Source organism: Burkholderia sp. E168m23, assembly GCF_016586125.1.
Classification (GTDB): domain Bacteria; phylum Pseudomonadota; class Gammaproteobacteria; order Burkholderiales; family Burkholderiaceae; genus Burkholderia; species Burkholderia orbicola.
Genome location: NZ_BCPP01000024.1, coordinates 1 through 18,385 on the forward strand (window position 1 = coordinate 1; position 18,385 = coordinate 18,385).

The 18,385-nt window shown below is 67.2% G+C and carries 18 protein-coding genes and 2 pseudogenes; 10 read left to right on the forward strand and 10 right to left on the reverse strand.

The genetic code is table 11. From position 1 onward, the window contains the following. Window positions 1-1,434 (reverse strand): annotated as a pseudogene (locus JMF90_RS02465) (hypothetical protein); the annotation flags it as partial. A 449-nt stretch (window positions 1,435-1,883) separates the two neighbouring features. On the opposite strand from JMF90_RS02465, the gene JMF90_RS02470 reads away from it, so the two are divergent. From JMF90_RS02470 to JMF90_RS02480, 3 genes are all read left to right on the forward strand, one after another. Further along, a complete protein-coding gene (locus tag JMF90_RS02470; protein ID WP_011545644.1) occupies window positions 1,884-3,407 on the forward strand; it encodes a hypothetical protein in 1,524 nt (507 codons plus the stop codon). Between the two features lie 33 nt (window positions 3,408-3,440). After that, window positions 3,441-3,767 (forward strand): hypothetical protein, encoded by a 327-nt coding sequence (locus JMF90_RS02475; protein WP_006481339.1) that lies wholly within the window; start codon window positions 3,441-3,443, stop codon window positions 3,765-3,767. 148 nt (window positions 3,768-3,915) lie between these two features. Continuing rightward, window positions 3,916-4,968 carry an AraC family transcriptional regulator gene (locus tag JMF90_RS02480; RefSeq protein ID WP_200159996.1) on the forward strand — a complete coding sequence of 351 codons (1,053 nt, stop codon included), beginning with the start codon at window positions 3,916-3,918 and terminating at the stop codon, window positions 4,966-4,968. Window positions 4,969-5,012: 44 nt separating this feature from the next. Here the strand turns inward: JMF90_RS02480 and JMF90_RS02485 are convergent, their stop codons facing one another. The 3 genes from JMF90_RS02485 to JMF90_RS02495 all read right to left on the reverse strand — a co-directional run bounded on the left by JMF90_RS02485 (window position 5,013) and on the right by JMF90_RS02495 (window position 7,484). Next, the gene (locus JMF90_RS02485; RefSeq protein WP_200159998.1) at window positions 5,013-6,425 is read right to left on the reverse strand and encodes a 3-deoxy-D-arabino-heptulosonate 7-phosphate synthase; all 1,413 of its coding nucleotides are present in this window, start codon (window positions 6,423-6,425) and stop codon (window positions 5,013-5,015) included. Window positions 6,426-6,566: 141 nt separating this feature from the next. Next, on the reverse strand, window positions 6,567-6,875 hold the full coding sequence (locus JMF90_RS02490) for a GNAT family N-acetyltransferase (RefSeq protein ID WP_268905726.1): 309 nt from the start codon (window positions 6,873-6,875) through the stop codon (window positions 6,567-6,569). Window positions 6,876-7,226: 351 nt separating this feature from the next. After that, window positions 7,227-7,484 carry a hypothetical protein gene (locus JMF90_RS02495; protein WP_200160002.1) on the reverse strand — a complete coding sequence of 86 codons (258 nt, stop codon included), beginning with the start codon at window positions 7,482-7,484 and terminating at the stop codon, window positions 7,227-7,229. 344 nt (window positions 7,485-7,828) lie between these two features. Between JMF90_RS02495 and JMF90_RS02500 the strand changes: the two genes are divergently transcribed. Continuing rightward, window positions 7,829-8,389, forward strand: a complete 561-nt coding sequence (locus tag JMF90_RS02500) for an endonuclease NucS domain-containing protein (RefSeq protein WP_236593048.1) — start codon at window positions 7,829-7,831, stop codon at window positions 8,387-8,389. A gap of 73 nt (window positions 8,390-8,462) precedes the next feature. Here JMF90_RS02500 and JMF90_RS02505 read toward each other — a convergent pair whose 3' ends face one another. The 3 genes from JMF90_RS02505 to JMF90_RS02515 all read right to left on the reverse strand — a co-directional run bounded on the left by JMF90_RS02505 (window position 8,463) and on the right by JMF90_RS02515 (window position 10,220). Continuing rightward, window positions 8,463-8,954 carry a hypothetical protein gene (locus JMF90_RS02505; protein ID WP_200160010.1) on the reverse strand — a complete coding sequence of 164 codons (492 nt, stop codon included), beginning with the start codon at window positions 8,952-8,954 and terminating at the stop codon, window positions 8,463-8,465. A gap of 45 nt (window positions 8,955-8,999) precedes the next feature. Then, on the reverse strand, window positions 9,000-9,371 hold the full coding sequence (locus tag JMF90_RS02510; RefSeq protein WP_200160012.1) for a type II toxin-antitoxin system HicB family antitoxin: 372 nt from the start codon (window positions 9,369-9,371) through the stop codon (window positions 9,000-9,002). An 87-nt stretch (window positions 9,372-9,458) separates the two neighbouring features. Continuing rightward, entirely contained in the window at window positions 9,459-10,220 is a 762-nt protein-coding gene (locus JMF90_RS02515; protein ID WP_200160019.1) for a 2-keto-4-pentenoate hydratase, read from the reverse strand. Window positions 10,221-10,525: 305 nt separating this feature from the next. On the opposite strand from JMF90_RS02515, the gene JMF90_RS02520 reads away from it, so the two are divergent. The 5 genes from JMF90_RS02520 (at window position 10,526) to JMF90_RS02540 (ending at window position 14,517) form a co-directional block, all read left to right on the forward strand. Then, on the forward strand, window positions 10,526-11,005 hold the full coding sequence (locus JMF90_RS02520) for a universal stress protein (protein ID WP_200160021.1): 480 nt from the start codon (window positions 10,526-10,528) through the stop codon (window positions 11,003-11,005). A 13-nt stretch (window positions 11,006-11,018) separates the two neighbouring features. Further along, window positions 11,019-11,210: a DUF2964 family protein gene (locus JMF90_RS02525; protein ID WP_011545639.1), complete on the forward strand. Its 192-nt coding sequence runs from the start codon at window positions 11,019-11,021 to the stop codon at window positions 11,208-11,210. Window positions 11,211-11,396: 186 nt separating this feature from the next. Continuing rightward, a complete protein-coding gene (locus JMF90_RS02530) occupies window positions 11,397-13,133 on the forward strand; it encodes a site-specific integrase (RefSeq protein WP_201317347.1) in 1,737 nt (578 codons plus the stop codon). A 56-nt stretch (window positions 13,134-13,189) separates the two neighbouring features. Next, the gene (locus JMF90_RS02535) at window positions 13,190-13,513 is read left to right on the forward strand and encodes a TfoX/Sxy family protein (RefSeq protein ID WP_077180506.1); all 324 of its coding nucleotides are present in this window, start codon (window positions 13,190-13,192) and stop codon (window positions 13,511-13,513) included. Window positions 13,514-13,602: 89 nt separating this feature from the next. After that, a complete protein-coding gene (locus tag JMF90_RS02540; RefSeq protein ID WP_011545636.1) occupies window positions 13,603-14,517 on the forward strand; it encodes a hypothetical protein in 915 nt (304 codons plus the stop codon). 31 nt (window positions 14,518-14,548) lie between these two features. Here the strand turns inward: JMF90_RS02540 and JMF90_RS02545 are convergent, their stop codons facing one another. From JMF90_RS02545 to JMF90_RS02550, 3 genes and pseudogenes are all read right to left on the reverse strand, one after another. Further along, entirely contained in the window at window positions 14,549-15,700 is a 1,152-nt protein-coding gene (locus JMF90_RS02545; RefSeq protein ID WP_027807767.1) for a branched-chain amino acid ABC transporter substrate-binding protein, read from the reverse strand. 35 nt (window positions 15,701-15,735) lie between these two features. Next, complete coding sequence (locus JMF90_RS39955; RefSeq protein ID WP_236597939.1) at window positions 15,736-16,014, reverse strand: FAD-binding oxidoreductase; 279 nt, start codon at window positions 16,012-16,014, stop codon at window positions 15,736-15,738. After that, window positions 15,908-16,966 (reverse strand): annotated as a pseudogene (locus tag JMF90_RS02550) (NAD(P)/FAD-dependent oxidoreductase); the annotation flags it as partial. The gene JMF90_RS39955 and the pseudogene JMF90_RS02550, both read right to left, overlap by 107 nt. Window positions 16,967-17,197: 231 nt before the next feature. On the opposite strand from JMF90_RS02550, the gene JMF90_RS02555 reads away from it, so the two are divergent. Beyond that, a partial coding sequence (locus JMF90_RS02555) for a PLP-dependent aminotransferase family protein (protein ID WP_201324946.1) occupies window positions 17,198-18,385 on the forward strand: 1,188 nt, incomplete at its 3' end.

Below are 18,385 nucleotides of genomic sequence, written 5' to 3' on the forward strand. Positions count from 1 at the left end.
CTCCAGGTTGATCGCGAGCGCGAGCTCCAGCATTTCGCGCTGGAAGCGGAACGTCGCGAGCGGGATCAGGTCGCGCCACAGCTGGCGGGCCTTGTCGTTCTGGCCGCTGTCCTCCAGCGCGAACCCGCGCAGCGCCTGCTGGCTCAGCCCGAAGTAGTCGAGCGGCGCGGCGGGCGTTTGCGGCAGCAGGTCGAGGGCGGCGTCCGGCTTGTGCCCGATCTGCACGTACCAGGTCGCGAGCAGGTAGTCGTACAGCGCGGGCGCGTTCGCGAAGCGCGGCTTCTGCGCCTGCAGCTCGTCGAGCGTCATCGGCTTGCGGCTCGCATCGCTGCTGTCCGACGCGCGCATGCGCAGCAGGTCGACGGTGGCGAGCACGGTCGGCGACTGGATCTGGCTTGCGTCGAATTCGGAGCCGAACAGCAGCTTGCTGTCGAGTTCGTTTGCCAGTTGCATCAGCGGCACGTTCGACGTGGCCGGCGACCAGCGCGCGAGCGCACGGCCGTACAGGTCGGCCTGCTGCGTGACGTTCCCGCCGAGCCACGCGACCCGTCGCAGCAGCCCGCTCGCGGACACCGCATAGCGTCCCTTCGGATACACCTTCAGGTAGGTCCGGAACACCGTGTTCGCCGCGTCGAGCGATACCTTCATCACGCGTGCGCGCGTCGGCGTCGGGCTGTCGTTGTCGAATACGTTGGCCTGCGCGGCGTTCAACTGCGCGCGGCCGGCCATGTAGAGGCCGGTTTCCTTCAGCCACGGGTCCGCGCTGTGCGATGCGTTCGCGAAGGCCCGGGTCGCGGTGAGGAAGTCGGCGCGGTAGAACGCGTTCGTGCCGTCGAGGTACGCGGCGAACTGCTGGCCGAGCGGCGACTTGACCGGCGGCTTCGTCCACGCGGCGCTCGCGCCGCCCGCGGCACAGGTCTTCTGCGCGATGTCGGCGCGCGCCGCGCGCAGGCGTGCGGCTTCGTCGGCGGGCAGGCCGCCGGCGCCCCCCAGTGCGGCGTTGAACGCGTCCGCGCCCGCGCTCATGCTGCGGCAGATGCTGCCTTCGCCGTCGGCATACCGGTTCGACGACGCATCGGCCTCCGCTGCGCCGCCGCTCTTGTCGGGCTCCTTCTGGCCGATGTAGATCCATCCGGAGAAATCCATCGGGAACGGCACGACGATCTGGTTGATCCGGTCTTTCGCCGGGATGGTCTTCGGGTCCGGAAACACCTGCGCGACCTTGGCGCTGTCGACCATCATCAGCATCGCGTTGATGCGCGTGTCGTTGGCGGGCGTCAGCATCGGCACGTTGCCGCACGAGTAGGAGGTCTGCCGGAGCGTGTTCGGCACGTAGCAGCCGTCGTCTCCGCTGGCGTGGGCGGCGGGCGTCCAGAGCAGGCTGGCCGCCAGCGCGGCGAACAGGTTTCGGTTCAGCGTCGGGTTTCTTCGCATTTTTCTTGTGCCGGGTAGGGGGCCGCGACGGCCGGTTCTCTCAGGGGGTGTTTTGCCCCGGCGCGTATCGTACCTCACGGGGCGTGACGGCCGGCGGTGCGCAGGGCCGCCAGCCGCGCCGCGGGCCGGCCTCGCGAAACGGAAATCCACTCAGTGTGGACGCAACGCCACCTTGAATCCGGATCGCTTGAATTAAGATGCAGCCGGCAGCGGCGGACGTCCGACGATAGACGACCTGACGGGGGCCGCACTGCACGACGGGGAGGTCTGCCGAAAGCGGCGTTCGCATCGATCCGCGCGACGGAATCGATCATGAGAGGGAGGCGAACGGATGCCGTTTTACATGCCTGTTCAGTAGCATTACTTAACAATTTTAAGGGCGACACGATACGTCGTGTCGGCCAACGGCAGACGAGAGTGCGCCGGACAACGAAAACAAGAGGATTCCGATGAAACCCATTACATGGATGGTCATGGCGGCCGCGCTCGCGCTGACCGCATGCGGCGGCGACGATGTCGCGCCGAACGGCGGCGCGTCGTCATCGTCGTCGACGCCGACGAATCCCGGTTCGCCGTCCGGCTCGACGTCGCCCGGGGGCGGAACGAGCGGCGGGTCGAACGGCAGCCCGACTGGCGGCGGCGCCACGCAGCCGCAGGCCGGCTGGTCGACCGCCGCCGCGGTGGACGGCAAGGGGCCGGAGGGCGCCCCCAGCGTGACTATCGACGCGAGCGGCAATGCGCTCGCCACCTGGATGACCAACGGCCCGACCGGCGCGAACGGCAACGAGATGTGGGGCGCGCGCTATGCCGCAGGTTCGGGCTGGGGCACCGCGACGCGGCTCGACACGGGCGACGGCTCGCATTCGATGAACACGACGAGCTCGAGCCCGTCGCGCGTGGTCGGCAACGCGAGCGGGCAGGCCGTCGCGTTCTGGACCGAATGGATGCCGGGCCCGAACACGTATGCGCTGTGGGCGCGCCCGTACAGCCCGGCCGGCGGCTGGGGCGCGGCGTTCGAAGTCGCGCCGGACGTGACGGGGTCGACCTATTCGGCCGGGATCGACGGCCAGGGCAACGCGCTCGTCGCGTGGACCCAGTCGATCAGCCTGCTCGACACGCGTATCGCATGGACGCGCTACACGCAGTCCGGACAGTGGTCGCCGACGGCGCTGATCCAGATGCCGGTGCAGACCGGGCCGGGCGCGGTGACCGGCGACACCGACAACGTGGGGCCGATGATTTCGGTGCTGTCGTCCGGCCGGGCCGTGCTCGCGTGGCGGCAGACCAACCATACGCACTCGGCGCTGTGGACGGCCACGTACGACGCCGCCAACGGCTGGACCGACGTCAACCAGGCCGTGTCGAACACGAGCCTGTTCACGACGATCATCTCGCCGGTGGCCGGCATGGACGCGAAGGGCAACATCACGCTGCTCTGGGGGCAGCTCGACGTGACGGGCGGGCATATCACTACCACCACGATGTCGCAACGCTACGTGTCCGGCACCGGGTGGCAGCCGTCGCAACCGGTCGCGCCCGCGATCGTCGAGCCGACCGGGTTCATCGCGACGCCGATGCTGGCCGTCAACGAAAACGGCGTGGCCGCCGCGATGTGGGCGGAAGGCGGCGCGGCGCTGCAGGTGAGCGTGTCCGATGCCAGCGGCAACTGGGGGCCGTTGCAGCGGCTGACGGAACACCTGAACGGCGCCGCACTTCAGTACCCGCCGCTCGTGGTCGATGCCGGAGGCAACGTGACGGCTGCGTGGCAGGACACCGGTTTGCCGGGTGCGTCGGCCGTCATCGTGGCCAGCTACCGGAAGGGCGCGTGGAGCGCGTCGACGGTGGCGCCGCAGAGCGCGTCGTGGCCCGCGCTGGCCGTCAACGCGACGGGGGCGATGGCGCTGCTCTGGCAATCGTATGTCGCGACGATCGGTAGCCAGATCCAGGCCAGTTTTTATACGCCGGGCACGTAAGCGCCTCGTATTGGGGAAATCGAAGGAGAAACCATGAAGCAAACCTTGTATTGCACCGCCCGGACCGCACTGGCCGTCACCGTCGCCGGCCTCGTGCTCGCCGCGTGCGGCTCGACGCAGATGAACATGGTCGACGTCCAGACGTCGACCGCGAAGACGCTCGGGCTCGCGTCGTCGGACGAGATCACGATCGCCAACGTCCAGTACGGGAAGAAGGACGGGCTGGGCGGCCAGAAGGTGAGTTACGACGCGACGACCGGCAAGGGGCGGCGTTTCGGCTGTACGGTGTTCATGATTCCGGGGCTCACGCCGATCGATCGGCCGACGTACAACAACTGGGAATGCCATCCGCAACGGTGATGGCCGCGATGACGACCACGCCCGGCGTCGGGCGTCGGTCGATCGCTTAGGGGGACGATGCACCGCGTGGGCCTTGCGCCGACGCAGTTTGGTCGGATAATTGACGAACCGATTCTTTCCTGACCCGCCGGTTCGATAAAAAACTGTCATGGATCAAGCCGCATTTGTCCCTGTTTTCAGGTTCCGCACGACCGACTATCCCGAGCCGGACCGGTTCCACGTCTGGGTCAAGGACATGCTGTGCGACTACCGGCTCGACGACGACGGCGGCCACGACCCGTGCGACGCGGAAGCAACCGGCGCGGCGCTCGGCCCGCTGATCTTGTCCGGCCGGCACTGGCACTCGCGCGCGCCGACCTATACGGTCCGCCGCACGCCGCGGCGAATCCGGCTCGACGGGCAGGATTCGATCCGCTTCACGCTGCTGCTCGGCGGCCGGCTGGCGAGCCATACCGGCGGGCCTGAATTGATCAAGGGCGCCGGCGACCTGTTCGTCTACGACGTCGCGCAGATCAACGACTGCAAGGTCGAGGCCGGCGACGTGATCAGCCTCGTCGTGCCCCGCTATCTGCTGCCGGCCCACGCAGCCCAGGCGCACGGCCAGACGCTGACGAGCGGCGTGGGCCGGCTGGTCGCCGACCAGATGCTGTCGCTGTTCCGGAACCTGCCGAACCTGCGCATGCAGGACGTGCCGAGCATCGTCCAGTCGATGCTGTTGCTGCTGGCCGCAGCGGTGTCGCCGAGCGCGCAGGCGTTGAACGACGCACGCGGCCCGATCGACCATGCGCTGGTCGATCGCGTGCGTCGCTACATCGACCTGCATTTGCTGGAGCCGGACCTCACGCCCGAGCGGATCTGCCGCGACATCGGCGTGTCGCGGGCGCGGCTCTATCAGTTGTTCAAGGAAGAGGGCGGCGTGATGCGGCAGATCACGCGGCGGCGCTTGCGTCACGCGTATCACGTGCTCGGCGATCCGCAGCGCCGGCATCAGCGCATTGCGGAAATCGCGTGGGCGCACGGCTTTCCCGACGAGAAATATTTTCACCGGTTGTTCAAGGCGGAATTCGGCCATACGCCGAAGGAGACGCTCGAGTGTGCGGCCGCGCCGATCCTGCTGCCGTGCGGGGCGGCCGATGCGCGCTGGGGCGACGGCGGCCGGCTGGCGGGATGGACGCTGCCGTTCGGGGTGCTCACCAACTGAGCGGGCCGCGCGTGAGCATCACGCGGTGAACGCGCGCTAGCGCATCACGCGCACACGCTGCTGGCGATGCCCCCGTCATCCATCTCGTCGAGCACCGCGCGCAAGTCGTCGATGGCCACCATCAGTTCGCGGACCTGCCGCAACGACGGGTACTGATGCAGCACGGCTTGCCACTGCGGCAGGGTCAGCAGCGCGTGCCAGATGACGCCGAGGCCGTCCGGATCGGCATCCGGCCGTTGCGCGAGCGTGCTCGCGTATTCGAGGCTCGCCTGCGCGGACAGCAACTGCATCCGGCTTGCGGCGCCCAGCAGGCGCGGCGTCGTGTCCGCGGACGCGTCGCAGCAATACAGTACTTCGCGTGGCAGCGCCGCTTCGTCGGTCGTCAATGCATGCAGCGATGCCCCATGCACGTGCACCGTGCCCTGATGCGTCTCGAATGCATAGACCGCGTCGGGCGCGGCCTGCGCGAGCAGGTTCAGGCCGCGCAGCAGCCGCGGCAGATCGGTCGTCGCCGCGTCCGCGGAGGCCTTCGCTTCGACCAGGAAGCGCACGTTCCATGCGGCCGCCGGGTCGCTGCCGCGCGCGCGTTCGAGCAGGATCGCGTCCCATTCGGTTTTCGCGCGATCGTGCCGGCCCGGGATCGACGAAGGCACGCGCATCGACGTGACCACGCGATAAGTGCGTTGCGCGTCCACCGCGTCGAGCCTGCGCGCCAGTGCGTCGAGCGCCTGGGCCGCCAGCGCCTCGACGGCCGCGCCGCGCTGCTGGGACGCGGCGCCCTGCGCGACGGCGACCGTGCTGCCGACGAGCGGCCCCTGACGGACCCACAGCGCGCGGTAGCGACGGACGTCCGCGTCCGCGGCCAGCGCATCGAGCCGCAGCATGCGTTCGAGCGCCGGGCTGTCCTTGAGCCTGACGATGTCCTGCTCGAACGCCGCGTCGGTCGCCATCTCGGGCAGCGCGAGCAGGTGCGCGAGCGCCGCATGCAGCTCGGCCCACGCCGCCGCGGTCGCGGCCGCATGCAGGCGCGCGAGGCCGTCGCGTTGCCATGCCAGTGCGCTGCGCTCGAGCTTGGCCGGATGCGCGATCGCATTGACGGCCGAGTAGAGCGCACGCCGGTCCTGCTCCGCGTGCGCGGACAACGATGCGTATTCGCGCACGTTCGGCGCATCGTGGCGCAGCACCGATGCCTGAAACGACGGATCGCCGGATGACGGGTCCATCGCGTCGCGGATCATCCGCGCGAGCGCATCGATGAAGCGCTGCCGCAAATCCGCGTCGGGCGCGTGGCCGTCCGCCCGCATCCTGCGCGCTTCCTCGATCACGATCGCCAGCGCGGTGGCCGGGTGCGTCGTGTCGGTCAGCGACGATGCGCGCTCGAGCGGCGGCAACCGGTAACGGCGCGCGACGGTGCGCAGGGTGGTGTCGAGCAGGGCGGGAAGCGGTGTCAGCGACATGGCGGGTTGGGCGTGAAAGCGGTGCGCGGGTGCGGCCTTCGGGCCGGAACGCGCGACGATGTGCAACGGTATCACGGCGGGGGCGGAACGGATCGATGACGGGCGCTGCCGCGGCCGCGCGGAATGCGGTCGGACGCGGCGTCAGCGGGGCCCGAGGTCCTTGGTCAGTGTCTCGATGGTCAGGTTGGCGTCGCGCGGCGTGCCCACGCCGGCGTCGAGCGGGTAGCGCATCGGTTCGCCCGTTCGCGTGTAGCTGCGGCGCAGACAGAAATCGATCAGTTCCTGGCGGGCCGACACGAGGACCATAACCGCTGTTCCGATCGGCCAATGCTGGCGGGCGAACTGTTCGGCTTTGTTCGGCAACGTCTTGCCAAGCCCGTCATTCTGCATCGACGGCGAGACAGCCAACGTGCCGATGTAGGCGACGTTTTCTTTATTTCTGACTTCGATTCAGCCGGCGATCTTTCCTTCGAGCTCTGCAGTCAGCAAAACGATGCGCGGGGCCCGCAAGGTATCGGCGGCCTACTGCGTCGTGATGCGTGGGCCGTCGACGAGTGCAGTTCCGTGCGTCCAGCCGCTCGCAGCCGCTGTCGAGCGCTATAGCTCACCGGACGTCGGATATCGGCGAGGTGCTGGAGGGGATTGTGTGCATCCGGGGGGCTCGCCATGCGAGCGCAAGGGCTGTAACGATTGCTTGCTGTTCTATATCCGTAGCGTGTCGTTTGCGGCGGACGGACGCGGCAACGGAGTGAGGCCTCTTCACGGTGGGAGAGGTTTAGTCGCGGGTAGTGCTTCGCAACGTTAGAGTTGCTCTTTGTTGACCCTTGCTGCCAAGAGATTGTCTGCTGCAGCGTATGCCATTTCGCCAAGTCCCGCATAGTGGGCGCTGCTTCCATTTGCGATCATACCTTGCAATGCCGCTGCAGCAAAATAGTCGCGCAGAGACATTCCTTGCAAGCTAGAACTATGCTTTTGGTTATCGAGCGTAGTAACTGGTACGGGAAACGCCGGTCCGCCGCTATCCATATTAATCTCCGTAGTTTGTGGAGAGGAGATCATATAGTATTCTGATGCATATGGTGACCGATGCTGCTTAAATGCGTGAGTCCCTCCGATGAGGGGAGATGCGTCGGTAGAAAACGAAGTCCACTCGGATTTCCGGACGGGATATTTCGTTCAGGCTCACCTGTTTCTATTAACATTACTTCGTCGAGCAGACGCTCGACGTCCATAACACAACCAATACGGGGTAGGTAATGACGACGATGGCGCAAGCTATCCGAGAGTTCGTGAGTTCCGCAGATGGAGGCGTCACGTCTTCGGAGATTCGCGGGCACATAGCCAACGCGTATGGCGATCGGTGGAAGCCGGGTACGTTGGATGCACATTTGTACGGGTGCCGAGTGAATAGCACGAAGGCGTATCGGTCACATCCCTTCGCTCAAAAGTTTTTGTACAAGGCCACCGATGGTCGATTCCATATCTACAATATGGAGTCACACGGCCCGAACGTCTGGACGCCCGCTTACGACGCTGATGAGCAGGAGGTTGAGCAAGGCATTGAACAGCCGGACGCTGTCGAGGAACTGATTGAGGCTTCGGTCAGCTTCGAGCGAGATGTCGAGGCGCACCTCATTCAGAATCTAGGCGCGCTGGAGCCGGGGCTCCGTTACATTGACCGTCAGGTTTCGATTGATGTTGGCCGAGTTGACATTCTCGCGGAAGATGCTTCGGCGCGCCGTGTTGTCATTGAGCTGAAGGTGGGGGAAGCAAAGGACTCAGCGGTTGGTCAGATCGCCCGCTATCTCGGATGGTATGCGAAGCAGGATGGCACTCCTCCTCGCGGTATCCTGATAGCCAGTGAGTTTTCTGAGCCGATTCGATATGCGGCCCAAGCGGTGCAGAATTTGCAGTTAGTTGCGTACAAGATTCAGTTTGCTTTCTCTCGCACGGGAATCGAGTAAGCGTACCGCAATTACATTTTTAAGGTTATAAGCTAGAGCCCGTAAGGTGAAAGTCTCGCGGGCTTTTTCGTCATCAGAGGCGTGTACACGACTCCATCCGAGCGAGGAGCTCTCGGCGACCTGTCATCAACTCTTCTCGACGTGGGCTGTCGGCGGACCAGTTGTTCAAATTGAGCTGAGTTTGATAGTAGTCGAATTGCTGGCGAAGGAAGTCGCATTGATTAGATGCTTTGACTCGCCCATTCAAGACGGCGATCTGCGACGCTTGGTCGGCGATCGCCCTTTGAGATCCTTCGTAGGCTTCTCTCCAACTGATCAAGTTCTTAATAGTGACGTCTAAGCTGGCCTGCGTGTCCGTCAGTTTCTTTTTTGTTGAGTCGAGATCGTCAATCGCAGCCCGGCATTCACTGTGAGCGGAGTCTTTTCCGTATTGAACGCCCTGGGTGTACGTGACGCCAAGTGCGCTAGCAACGGCAACGAGAAGCGTAATTCCGCCTGTTACTGCTGCACCGACGCTTATTGAAATTCCGTTTTTCGGTTGTGGATGGTTTTGGTGGAGAGACATTTTTTATCTCAGTTTGTTTTGAGTTCACAGGGTGATGTGACAGTACTAAGCGTGCGCCGGAACCTCGTGTTCCTCGGCAAGAAAGAGAAACGAGGTCTGAGTCAACTTGCGTGCATTTGCAGCGGTGTCGATCCGCTGCAGGAGCCGTTCAGGCATGTTGACGTTGAAGCGGACGGCCTTCGAACTGATCTTCGACAGGTCGATATCGAAGAGCATCCAAACGCCGCCTTCGTATTCGGAATTACGCGCGAGCGTTTTCAGTGCAGACGATGACGGCACTATGCCTTTTTTACCGTAGAAATGCGCCTCGGCCGCTTCCCGTACAGCGGCGCGAACGTCTTCCCAGGTATCGGCGGCAGCGAAGCAGCAGGAGAAGTAGGAAAGGCGACGCCGTGTGCATGCCGCCGCCGTCAGCATAAAGTGGATAGAGTATTCTCCTCTCCTCAAAAACTGCCGGTCATTTCAGACCGGCCTGTTTCAGGATGCTGCGGTCACCTGCCCCTGTCACGCCGTCAACGTCACCGACAGGCTGCCGAGTTCGCCGAAGCGCACCGTCAGCACGTCGCCGAGCGGCACCTCGATCGCGCCCGCGTACGAGCCCGTCGTCACGATCTGGCCGGCGCGCACCGCATCGCCGCGCGATGCGAGGAAATTGACGAGCCACACCAGCGGCTTGAGCGGATCGCCGTCCGGATGGCGGCCGTCGATCGTGCGGTTCAGCGCGCCTTCGAACGACAGCGCCAGCGTCTCGAGCGGCACGTTCAATCCGTCGGGCACGACCGGGCCGACGCACAGCCCCTGGTTGAATTGCCCGTCGGCCAGCAGCTCGAACTTCGACGCGCGCGCCGGCTCCGCATAGCGGCAGCCGAGGACTTCGAGCACGATGCGCACTTCGCGGATCGCGGCGCGCACGTCGCCTTCGTCATACGGCTGCTCGCGTGCCGGCAGATCACGATCGAGCACGAACGCGATTTCCGGTTCGATCCGCACGATCGGCCCGCCGACGACGCGGTACGGCGCATCGGCTTCGCGGATCGTCGACGCGAAGATCGGCGCGAGGATCACGCGATCGGGCGGCGGCAGCGCGCATTTCCAGCCGCCGACGGGTTCGCCGAGCAGGTCGGTGACGCGCTGCTGAATCGCGAGCGCGGTTTCGATGTCGTCGGGGCGCAGCGCATCGGGCAGCAGCGGGCCGGGCGAGCCGGCATGGCGGGCGGCGACGAGATGCTGGGCGGCGCCGTCCACGCGTTCGGTAGTCGTTGTCATGTCGGTTGAGCGAGTTGAAAGTGGGGCCGGCAAAAAAGGGCCGGACGAAAGTCGCATGGTCGATGATAGCGCCTTCGGCGCGATGGCCGCTCGAAAGGGCATCGGCGCCCGCATTGCCGGCCCGGCTCGCGGCCGTGCTGAAAACGCAAGCTTCCCCCTGCCCGTCGTGCCGTTTTGCCGCACGCGCGGCCGCTGCCGGGGTTGACCGCTATCAATATCCGAACCCGCCGCCGGCCGATGATGGAGACATGGCCGCGCACAACAAAGTGCGCTGCCATGCAAAAACTCACCCCAGCGAGGTTCGCATGTACGAGAAGATCATGGTGGCGGTCGACGGTAGCGCTTCGTCGAAACAGGCGCTTGCCGAAGCCGTGAAGGTGGCGCTGGCGGGCGATACGCACGTCAGCGTCGTGTATGTGGTCGACAAGTCGGTGCTGTTCACGTACGCCGGCCGTCTCGATCCGCACGCGCTCGTCGAGGAAATTCGCGACGACGGGCGCAAGGTGCTGCGCGAAGCCGAACAGATCATCGCGCTGGCCGGCGCGAACGGCGAAGCCGAACTCGTCGAGACCGAGACCATCGGCGAGGACATCGCGGAGCGCCTGCAACGCTACGTGAAGGAGCGCGGGATCGATCTCGCGGTGGTCGGCACGCACGGGCGGCGCGGCATCCGGCGCGTGCTGCTCGGCAGTGTCGCCGAGCGTTTCGTGCGCGGCTCGAAGTGCCCGGTGCTGCTGATTCGCGGCGACGACGCCGACGAGTCGGCCGCCACGGCCGCGGTATGACGTGGCGCGCGCGATGATACGCCGCCAGTACCGCATCGTCGTCGCGGCGCTCGCCGTGTTCGTGTCGCTCGCCGGGATGATGGCCGTCGTGACGGGCCTGCTGTTCGATGCCGCGACGGCGCTGCGCGGCGGCGCCATCGCGTTGATCGTCGGCGTCGCCGGCTTCGTCGTGATGCTGAACCCGGGGCCGAAAGGCGAGGAGTGACGCGGTCGGGCGAGGCGACGGCGCACGGCGGGTGTCGGTTTCGCGACGATCGGCGACCGCCGTTGCGCCGCCGGGATTTCGCGTGGTCGCTTGCCGTCGCCGGCGCCTTCGTGCGGTCCTGCCCGATCGGGATATCGGCCGCTTGGACGTTGCCGCCCGCTCGGCGCTTCTGTCAAACTGGCGCCCATGAAACCGCGCCTCGCTTCACCGCCTTCCTCCGATTCCGCGCCTGCGCCCGCAGGCTTTCCCGACGCCGACGAACTGGCCGCGCTGCGTGCGTGGTACGCGGGCATGACCGTGCGCCAGGCCGTCGAACGCTACCTGCCCGACCGGCTCGGCGGCGGGCGGTCGGCGCGCGGCGTGATCGGCGCGATTCGCCGTCGCCTCGTGCGCGTCGCGCGGCAGGTTGGCCGCCCCGATCTCGCGGAACGGCTCGGCCACGCGGACGGTGAGCGTTTGCGGGAGGCGAAGGTGGCCACCGACGCGATCGGCCTGCTGCGCCATGCGCGCGCGCCGGTCCCGCAGATCAGCGACGACGTCGGCCTGTGGCTGCCGGCACGCGCGGTCGTGGCATTGCGTGCGCACGGGATCGCGACGCTCGCCGACCTGACGGTGCGGATTCCGCGCCGGCGCCAGTGGTGGCGCACGATCGCGGGCCTCGGCATGGCCAGCGCGCGGCGCGTCGAGGCATTCTTCGCCGCGCATCCGGACCTGACCGAACGGGCGCGCGCGCTGATCGCCGCGACGCCGCGCGGCAGCATCGTGCCGTGGGAGCACCTGAAGCTGCCGCACGAAGTCGACGGCTCGGCCGGCACGTTCCGCGCGCCGCGCGCGACCAGCACGCTCGACGCGGACAACGATTACGCGGCCGTGCACGCGTGGCTGTCGCTGCACGAATCGGCCGCGACGCGGCGCGCATACCGCAAGGAGGCCGAGCGGCTGATCCTGTGGGCGATCGTCGAGCGCGGCCGCGCGCTGTCGTCGCTGACCACCGAGGATGCGCTCGCGTATCGCGCGTTCATCCGCCGCCCGACGCCGCACGAACGCTGGGTCGGGCCCGTGCGGCCGCGCGGTGCGCCCGACTGGCGGCCGTTCTCCGGGGCGTTGTCCGCGCGGTCGGCGGCATACACGCTGTCGGTGCTCGGCGCGCTGTTCCGCTGGCTGATCGAGCAGCGCTATCTGCTCGCGAATCCGTTCGCGGGCGTGAAGGTGCGCGACACGCGCGGCGCGACCGCGCTCGACACGTCGCACGCGTTCACCGAAGGCGAGTGGCTGCTGGTCCGCACGATCGCCGACGGGCTCGAGTTCGGCAAGCGCACGGCCGACGGCGCGCCGCAGCCGGGCTGGACGCCGGCCGCCGCGCAACGGCTGCGCTTCATTCTCGATTTCGGCTATGCGACCGGGTTGCGCGCGAGCGAACTGGTCGGCGCGACGCTCGGCGACATCGAGACGGATGCGCACGGCGACGCATGGCTGAAGGTGATCGGCAAGGGCAGCAAGGCGGCCCGCGTCGCGCTGCCGCCGCTGGCGCGCACGGCGCTCGATCGCTATCTGGTCGCGCGCCGGTTGCCGGTCACGCCGGCGCGCTGGCGGCCCGATACGCCGCTGATTCCGCGCCTCGCGGAAGACGACGCGGCCGCGACCACGAGCGTGCGGCTGTGGAAGGTGATGCAGCGTTTCTTCGCGCAGACGGCCGACGCCGTCGAAGCCGACCATCCGGCGCTCGCGCACAAGCTGCGCCAGGCGAGCCCGCACTGGATGCGGCATACGCATGCGACCCACGCGCTGGCGCGCGGCGCGGAGCTGACGACGGTGCGCGACAATCTGCGGCATGCGTCGATCTCGACGACGTCGATCTATCTGCATGGCGACGACGTGAAGCGGGCGCGGCAGATGTCGAGCGCGTTCGGTATCGACAAATGAGTTGAACGGCGCGGCGTCGACGCGGGTCAGACGATGTTTCGATCCCGGAGATTCGCATGGCATCGAGCCAGCGCACGGTCGACTTCATCGTCGAGCAGATCGCGGCGGCCGGTACGGTATCGGCGCGCAAGATGTTCGGCGAATACGGTATCTATTGCGACGGCAGGATGGTCGCGCTCGTCTGCGACGACCGGCTGTTCGTCAAGCCGACGTCCGAAGGCCGCGCGTATCTCGGCGCGTGCGACGAAGCCCCGCCGTATCCGGGCGCGAAGCCGCATCTCGTCATCGCCGGCGATCGCTGGGACGATCGCGAGTGGCTCGCGACGCTGATCCGGCTCACCGCCGCGCAATTGCCGCTGCCGGTGAAGCGCGGCCGATGACGATCATGCTGCATGCGACGTCACGCCCGCAGCGGCAGGCGTATTCTGTGACACATGCGCGCGACCATCGTGCGCCACGGAGTAAACACATGGAGACATCCGGACCTTCACGCGGCACGCGGCATGCGCGCCGCGTCTGGCACGCGCTCGTCGCGACCCTGTGCGTGGGCTGGAGCGCGCTGTCGTTCGGCGCAGAGGGCGCGAACGGCGCGGCCGCGCTGCTCGAGCGCTACCGCAGCCTCGGCGCGCAATTGAAGGACAACGCGTTTCACCGGCCCGTGGTCCTCGAATCGTCGGAGGCATCGTCGTCGCTGAAGGGCGACATCTATGCGGTCGTCGATTATCCGTTCGCGGTCGTGAACGGCCAGCTCAACGATCCCGCGCAAGGCCCCGCGAACTGGTGCGCGGTGCTGATCCTGCACCTGAACACGAAGTACTGTCACGCGTCGAGCGGCGGCAACGGCCCGGTGCTCGACGTGAACCTCGGCCGCAAGATCGAGCAGAAGCTGTCGGACACCTATCGCGTGCAGTTCCGCTATCGCGTGGCGGCCGCGACGCCCGACTATTTCCAGGTGGACCTGACCGCCGACAGCGGCCCGATGGGTACGAAGGATTACCGGATCGCGCTGGAGGCCGTGCCGGTCGGCGCGTCGCGCACGTTCCTGCATCTCACGTATTCGTATGGCTTCGGCACGGTCGGCCGGATGGCGATGAAGACCTACCTCGCGACGGTCGGCAGCGACAAGGTCGGGTTCACGAACGTCGGCGCGGCCGCGCAGCCGCAGTACGTCGGCGGCGTGCGCGGGCTGCTGGAGCGCAACACGATGCGCTACTACCTCGCGATCGACACGTATCTCGCGACGCTCGACAAGCCGGTCGACCAGCGCCTCGCGCGCTGGTTCGACGCGACCGAGCAGTATCCGCAGCAACTGCACGAAGTGGAGCGCGGCGCGTATCTGCAGATGAAAGCGCAGGAGGTGCAGCGGCAGCAGACGGCGCGATAGGCGTCGCCTGCCGCCTGCTGCCCGGCGTCGATCAGTTCGACGCGCCGCCGACCGTGCGAATGCTGCGCCATTGCCCCTGTTCGACGCGGAACAGCGTGTACGGCGGCTTGACCAGGTCGCCGCGCTCGTCGAACGAGATCTTGCCGGTCACGCCGGTGACCGACACGCCGGGCAGGCTCGCGACGATCTTGCCGCGATCGAGCGAGTCGGCCTTGCGGACCGCCGCGATCATCGCGAGCGCGGCGTCGTACGCGAACGGCGCATACAGTTCGACATCCTGGTTGAAGCGCGCCTTGTAGCGCTGCGCGAACGCGACGGCCGACGGCAGCTTGTCGAGCGCCGGGCCGGGCTCCAGATCCTGCGTGCCTTCGCCCGCGTTGCCGGCGATCTTCAGGAACGCGTTGCTTTTCAATGCGCCGGCGCCGAACAGTTGCGCGCGGATGCCGAGCGAGCGCATCTGCTTGACGAGCATCGCGCCCTGTTCGTCGAGCCCGCCGAAGAACAGCAGGTCGATGTTGTTGCTCTTCATCGTCGTCAGGATGCCGCGGAAATCGACGGCCTTGTCGTTCGTGTATTCACGGCCGACGATGCTGCCGTGCGCGTCCTTCACGCCCTTCTCGAACGCGTCGGCGAGACCCTGGCCGAACGCGGTGCGATCGTCGATGATGCCGATCCGCTTCGCCTTCAGCTGCTCGACCGCGAAGCGGCCGGCCACCACGCCGCCGACACCGTCGTGCCCCATCGTGCGGAACACGTTCCTGAAGCCCTGCATCGTCAGTTGCGGATTGGTCGAGCCGGGCGTGATCATCGCGACGTTCGCCTGCTTGTAGACGGCCGACGCCGGAATGCTGCAGCCGGAGTTGTAGTGGCCGATCACGCCGACCACGCCGTCGTCGACGAGCTTCTGCGCGACCTGGATCGCGATGCGCGGATCGGCCTGGTCGTCCTGTACGTCGAGCACGAAGCGCACCGGTTTGCCGCCGATGGTCGGATGCTTCGCGTTTTCCTCGTCGAGGGCGAGCTGCGCGCCATATTGCAGATCCTTGCCGACGCGCGCGACCGGCCCCGTCAGCGGGCCGGCGAAGCCGATCCTGACGGTTTCCGGGTCCGCGGCCTGCGCGGATGCCGCGACCGTGCCGATCGAGCAGACGGCCAGCCAAGCCAGCCAGTAACGACGATTCATGATGCTTCTCCTTGGGGTGGAAATCGTGGCGCGCGTCAGAATCGCGCGGCCCGGTATGGCGTGAGGTCCAGCGGCGGGGCGCGCCGGGCGACGAGGTCGGCGACGATCTGCCCGGTGATGCCGGCGAGCGTCACGCCGAGATGCTGATGACCGAATGCATGGATCACGTGCGCGCTGTCGCGTGCGCGGCCGATGACGGGCACGCCGTCGGGCAGCGTCGGCCGGAACCCGAGCCAGCTGCGCGTCGGCGTGCCGAGCGACGGCACGGCTTCGCGCGCGGAGCGCGTGAGCAATGCGACCAGCGACGGATTCATCGGCGCGTCGAAGCCGCCGAGCGTCGACGGTGCCGGCCGCGCGCAGCCCTTCGTCGAGCGGCGTCATGTAGAAGCCGCGCTCGGCCCACCCAACCGGCCGCGTGACGATCGGCTCGTGCGCGCCGAACTGCACGTGATAGCCGCGTTCGGTATCGAGCGGCACCGCATCGCCGCACGCGGCCGCGAATTCGCGCGAACGGGCGCCCGCGGCGATGACGACGTGATCGAACGCGCGCACCGTGCCGCCCGCGTGCACGTTCACGCTGTCGCTGGCCGGGGCGATCCGTTCGACCCGCGCGCGTTCGAGCGTCGCGCCGGCGGCGGCGAGCTGGGCGAACAGCTCGCCGAGAAACCCGTGCGGATCGGAGAAATGCCAACTGCCCGCGAACAGCACGCCGCGCGAGAAGATCGGCGCGAGCGCGGGCTCGAGCCGGCGGATCGCGCTTGCATCGAGCGTCTCGAACGGCACGCCGAGCCGGCGCCGCAGCGCGAGCGACGGCTGCGCGGCGTCGAACGACGCCTGCCGCGCGTACAGGTACAGACATTCGCGCGGCCGCACGAACGCCGCGAGCCGCGACGGCGCGAGCAGCGGCGCATAGCCGTCGGCGGCGCGCGACAGCAGCGCGGCCAGCGCACTCGCGCTGCGTGCGTGGGGCGCGGGCGTCGACGCGAGCAGGAAGCGCGCGAGCCAGGGCGCGCCGTGCAGCAGATATGGCCAGCGAATGCGCAGCGGGCTGTCGGCGGCGAACAGGAAATGCGGCAGGTCGCGGAACACCGACGGGCCGTTTACCGGCACGCAACCGTACGGCGCGAACGTCGCGGCATTGCCGAACGACGCGCCCTGGCCGACGCCGGCCGGATCGAACAGCGTCACGCGATGCCCGTCGCGTTGCAGCCATGCCGCCGCGCCGAGCCCGATGAAGCCTGCACCCACGATGGCGACGTTCGCCATGACGCTTCCCCTCCGGAGGAGATGATTCACACAAAGTTGCGATCAAGAATCACACAGTAAATTTTTGTGTGCAATCAAAATAATATTGTGTGGTGCTGGCGTTTACCCGATTTCAACTCGCTGATTCAGCAGACTTTTCAGTGAATGATTGACGGGGCGGGGAGGTCCTATACAATCGCGGGGCAAGCCAAAACGGCAGACAAACGCTTTTTGTGTGGTCACGGGCGACAGATGGCATCAGACAAACTTTCCGGCGAGCGCGATGGCGGCTTGCCGGCACCGGCGAAGCGGCCGACCTACGTCGAGGTCTCGAGCTCGATCGAGGCGGAAATCCGCAACGGCATGTATCCGCCCGGCAGCCGCCTGCCGCCGCAGCGCCAGCTCGCGACCGAACTCGGCATCAACGTGTCGACGGTGTCGCGTGCGTACAAGGAATTGCAGCTGCGCGGCCTCGTGATCGGCAGCAAGCGTCGCGGCTCGCTCGTCACCGGCGGCGCGATGCCGAGCATCGAGCCGGCCCGCGCATCGCTTGCGGCGGGCAACGGCGTGATCGACCTGACCGTGAACCGCCCGGCGACCGGCGAATTTCTCGCGAGCCTCGCGCAGACCTTCGCCACGCTGCCGAACGACCCGCGCTTCGCCGCGCTGCAGGAATACCAGCCGCCGCAGGGCCCCGACTGGGCGCGTGCAGCCGGCGCGCAGTGGCTGGCCGCGCCGGGCTTCGCGCCGTCGCCCGACCAGGTGGTCGTCACGAGCGGCGCGCAGCACGGGCTGTATGCGGTACTCAACAGCCTGATCGGCACCGACGGTGTGATCGTCGCCGACCGCCTCACGTATTACGGGCTCAAGGCGCTCGCGCCGGTGTTCCAGTTCGAGATCGTCAGCGCGCCAGCCGACGACGACGGCCTGCTGCCCGACGAGATCGAACGGATCTGCCAGCGCATGCCGGTCAAGGCGATCTTCGTCGTGCCTAATCTGCAAAACCCGACCGTGACGACGATGAGCCTCGCGCGCCGCATGGCGCTCGTCGACATCGCGCGGCGCCATCACGTGACGATCATCGAGGACGACGTGTACGGCCCGCTCGTGCGCGACCGGCTGCCGGCGATCGCGGGGCTGTGCCCGGAGCTGACGTTCCATATCGGCGCGACGTCGAAGATCCTCGCGCCGGGGCTGCGCCTCGGCTACCTGAGCTGTCCGCGCGACAGCGTCGCGCTGTGCGCGGAAGCCGTGCGGACCACCGCATGGATGCCGGCGCCCACGTCGATGTTGATCGCGACGGTATGGATCGAGGACGGCACCGCCGAGCGGATCATGGCCGCGCAACTCGCGGAGATTCGCGCACGCGTCGATCTCGCGCGGGAACTGCTGCCGGCCGGGCAACTGAAGGCCGACCCCGCCTGCATGTTCGTGTGGCTG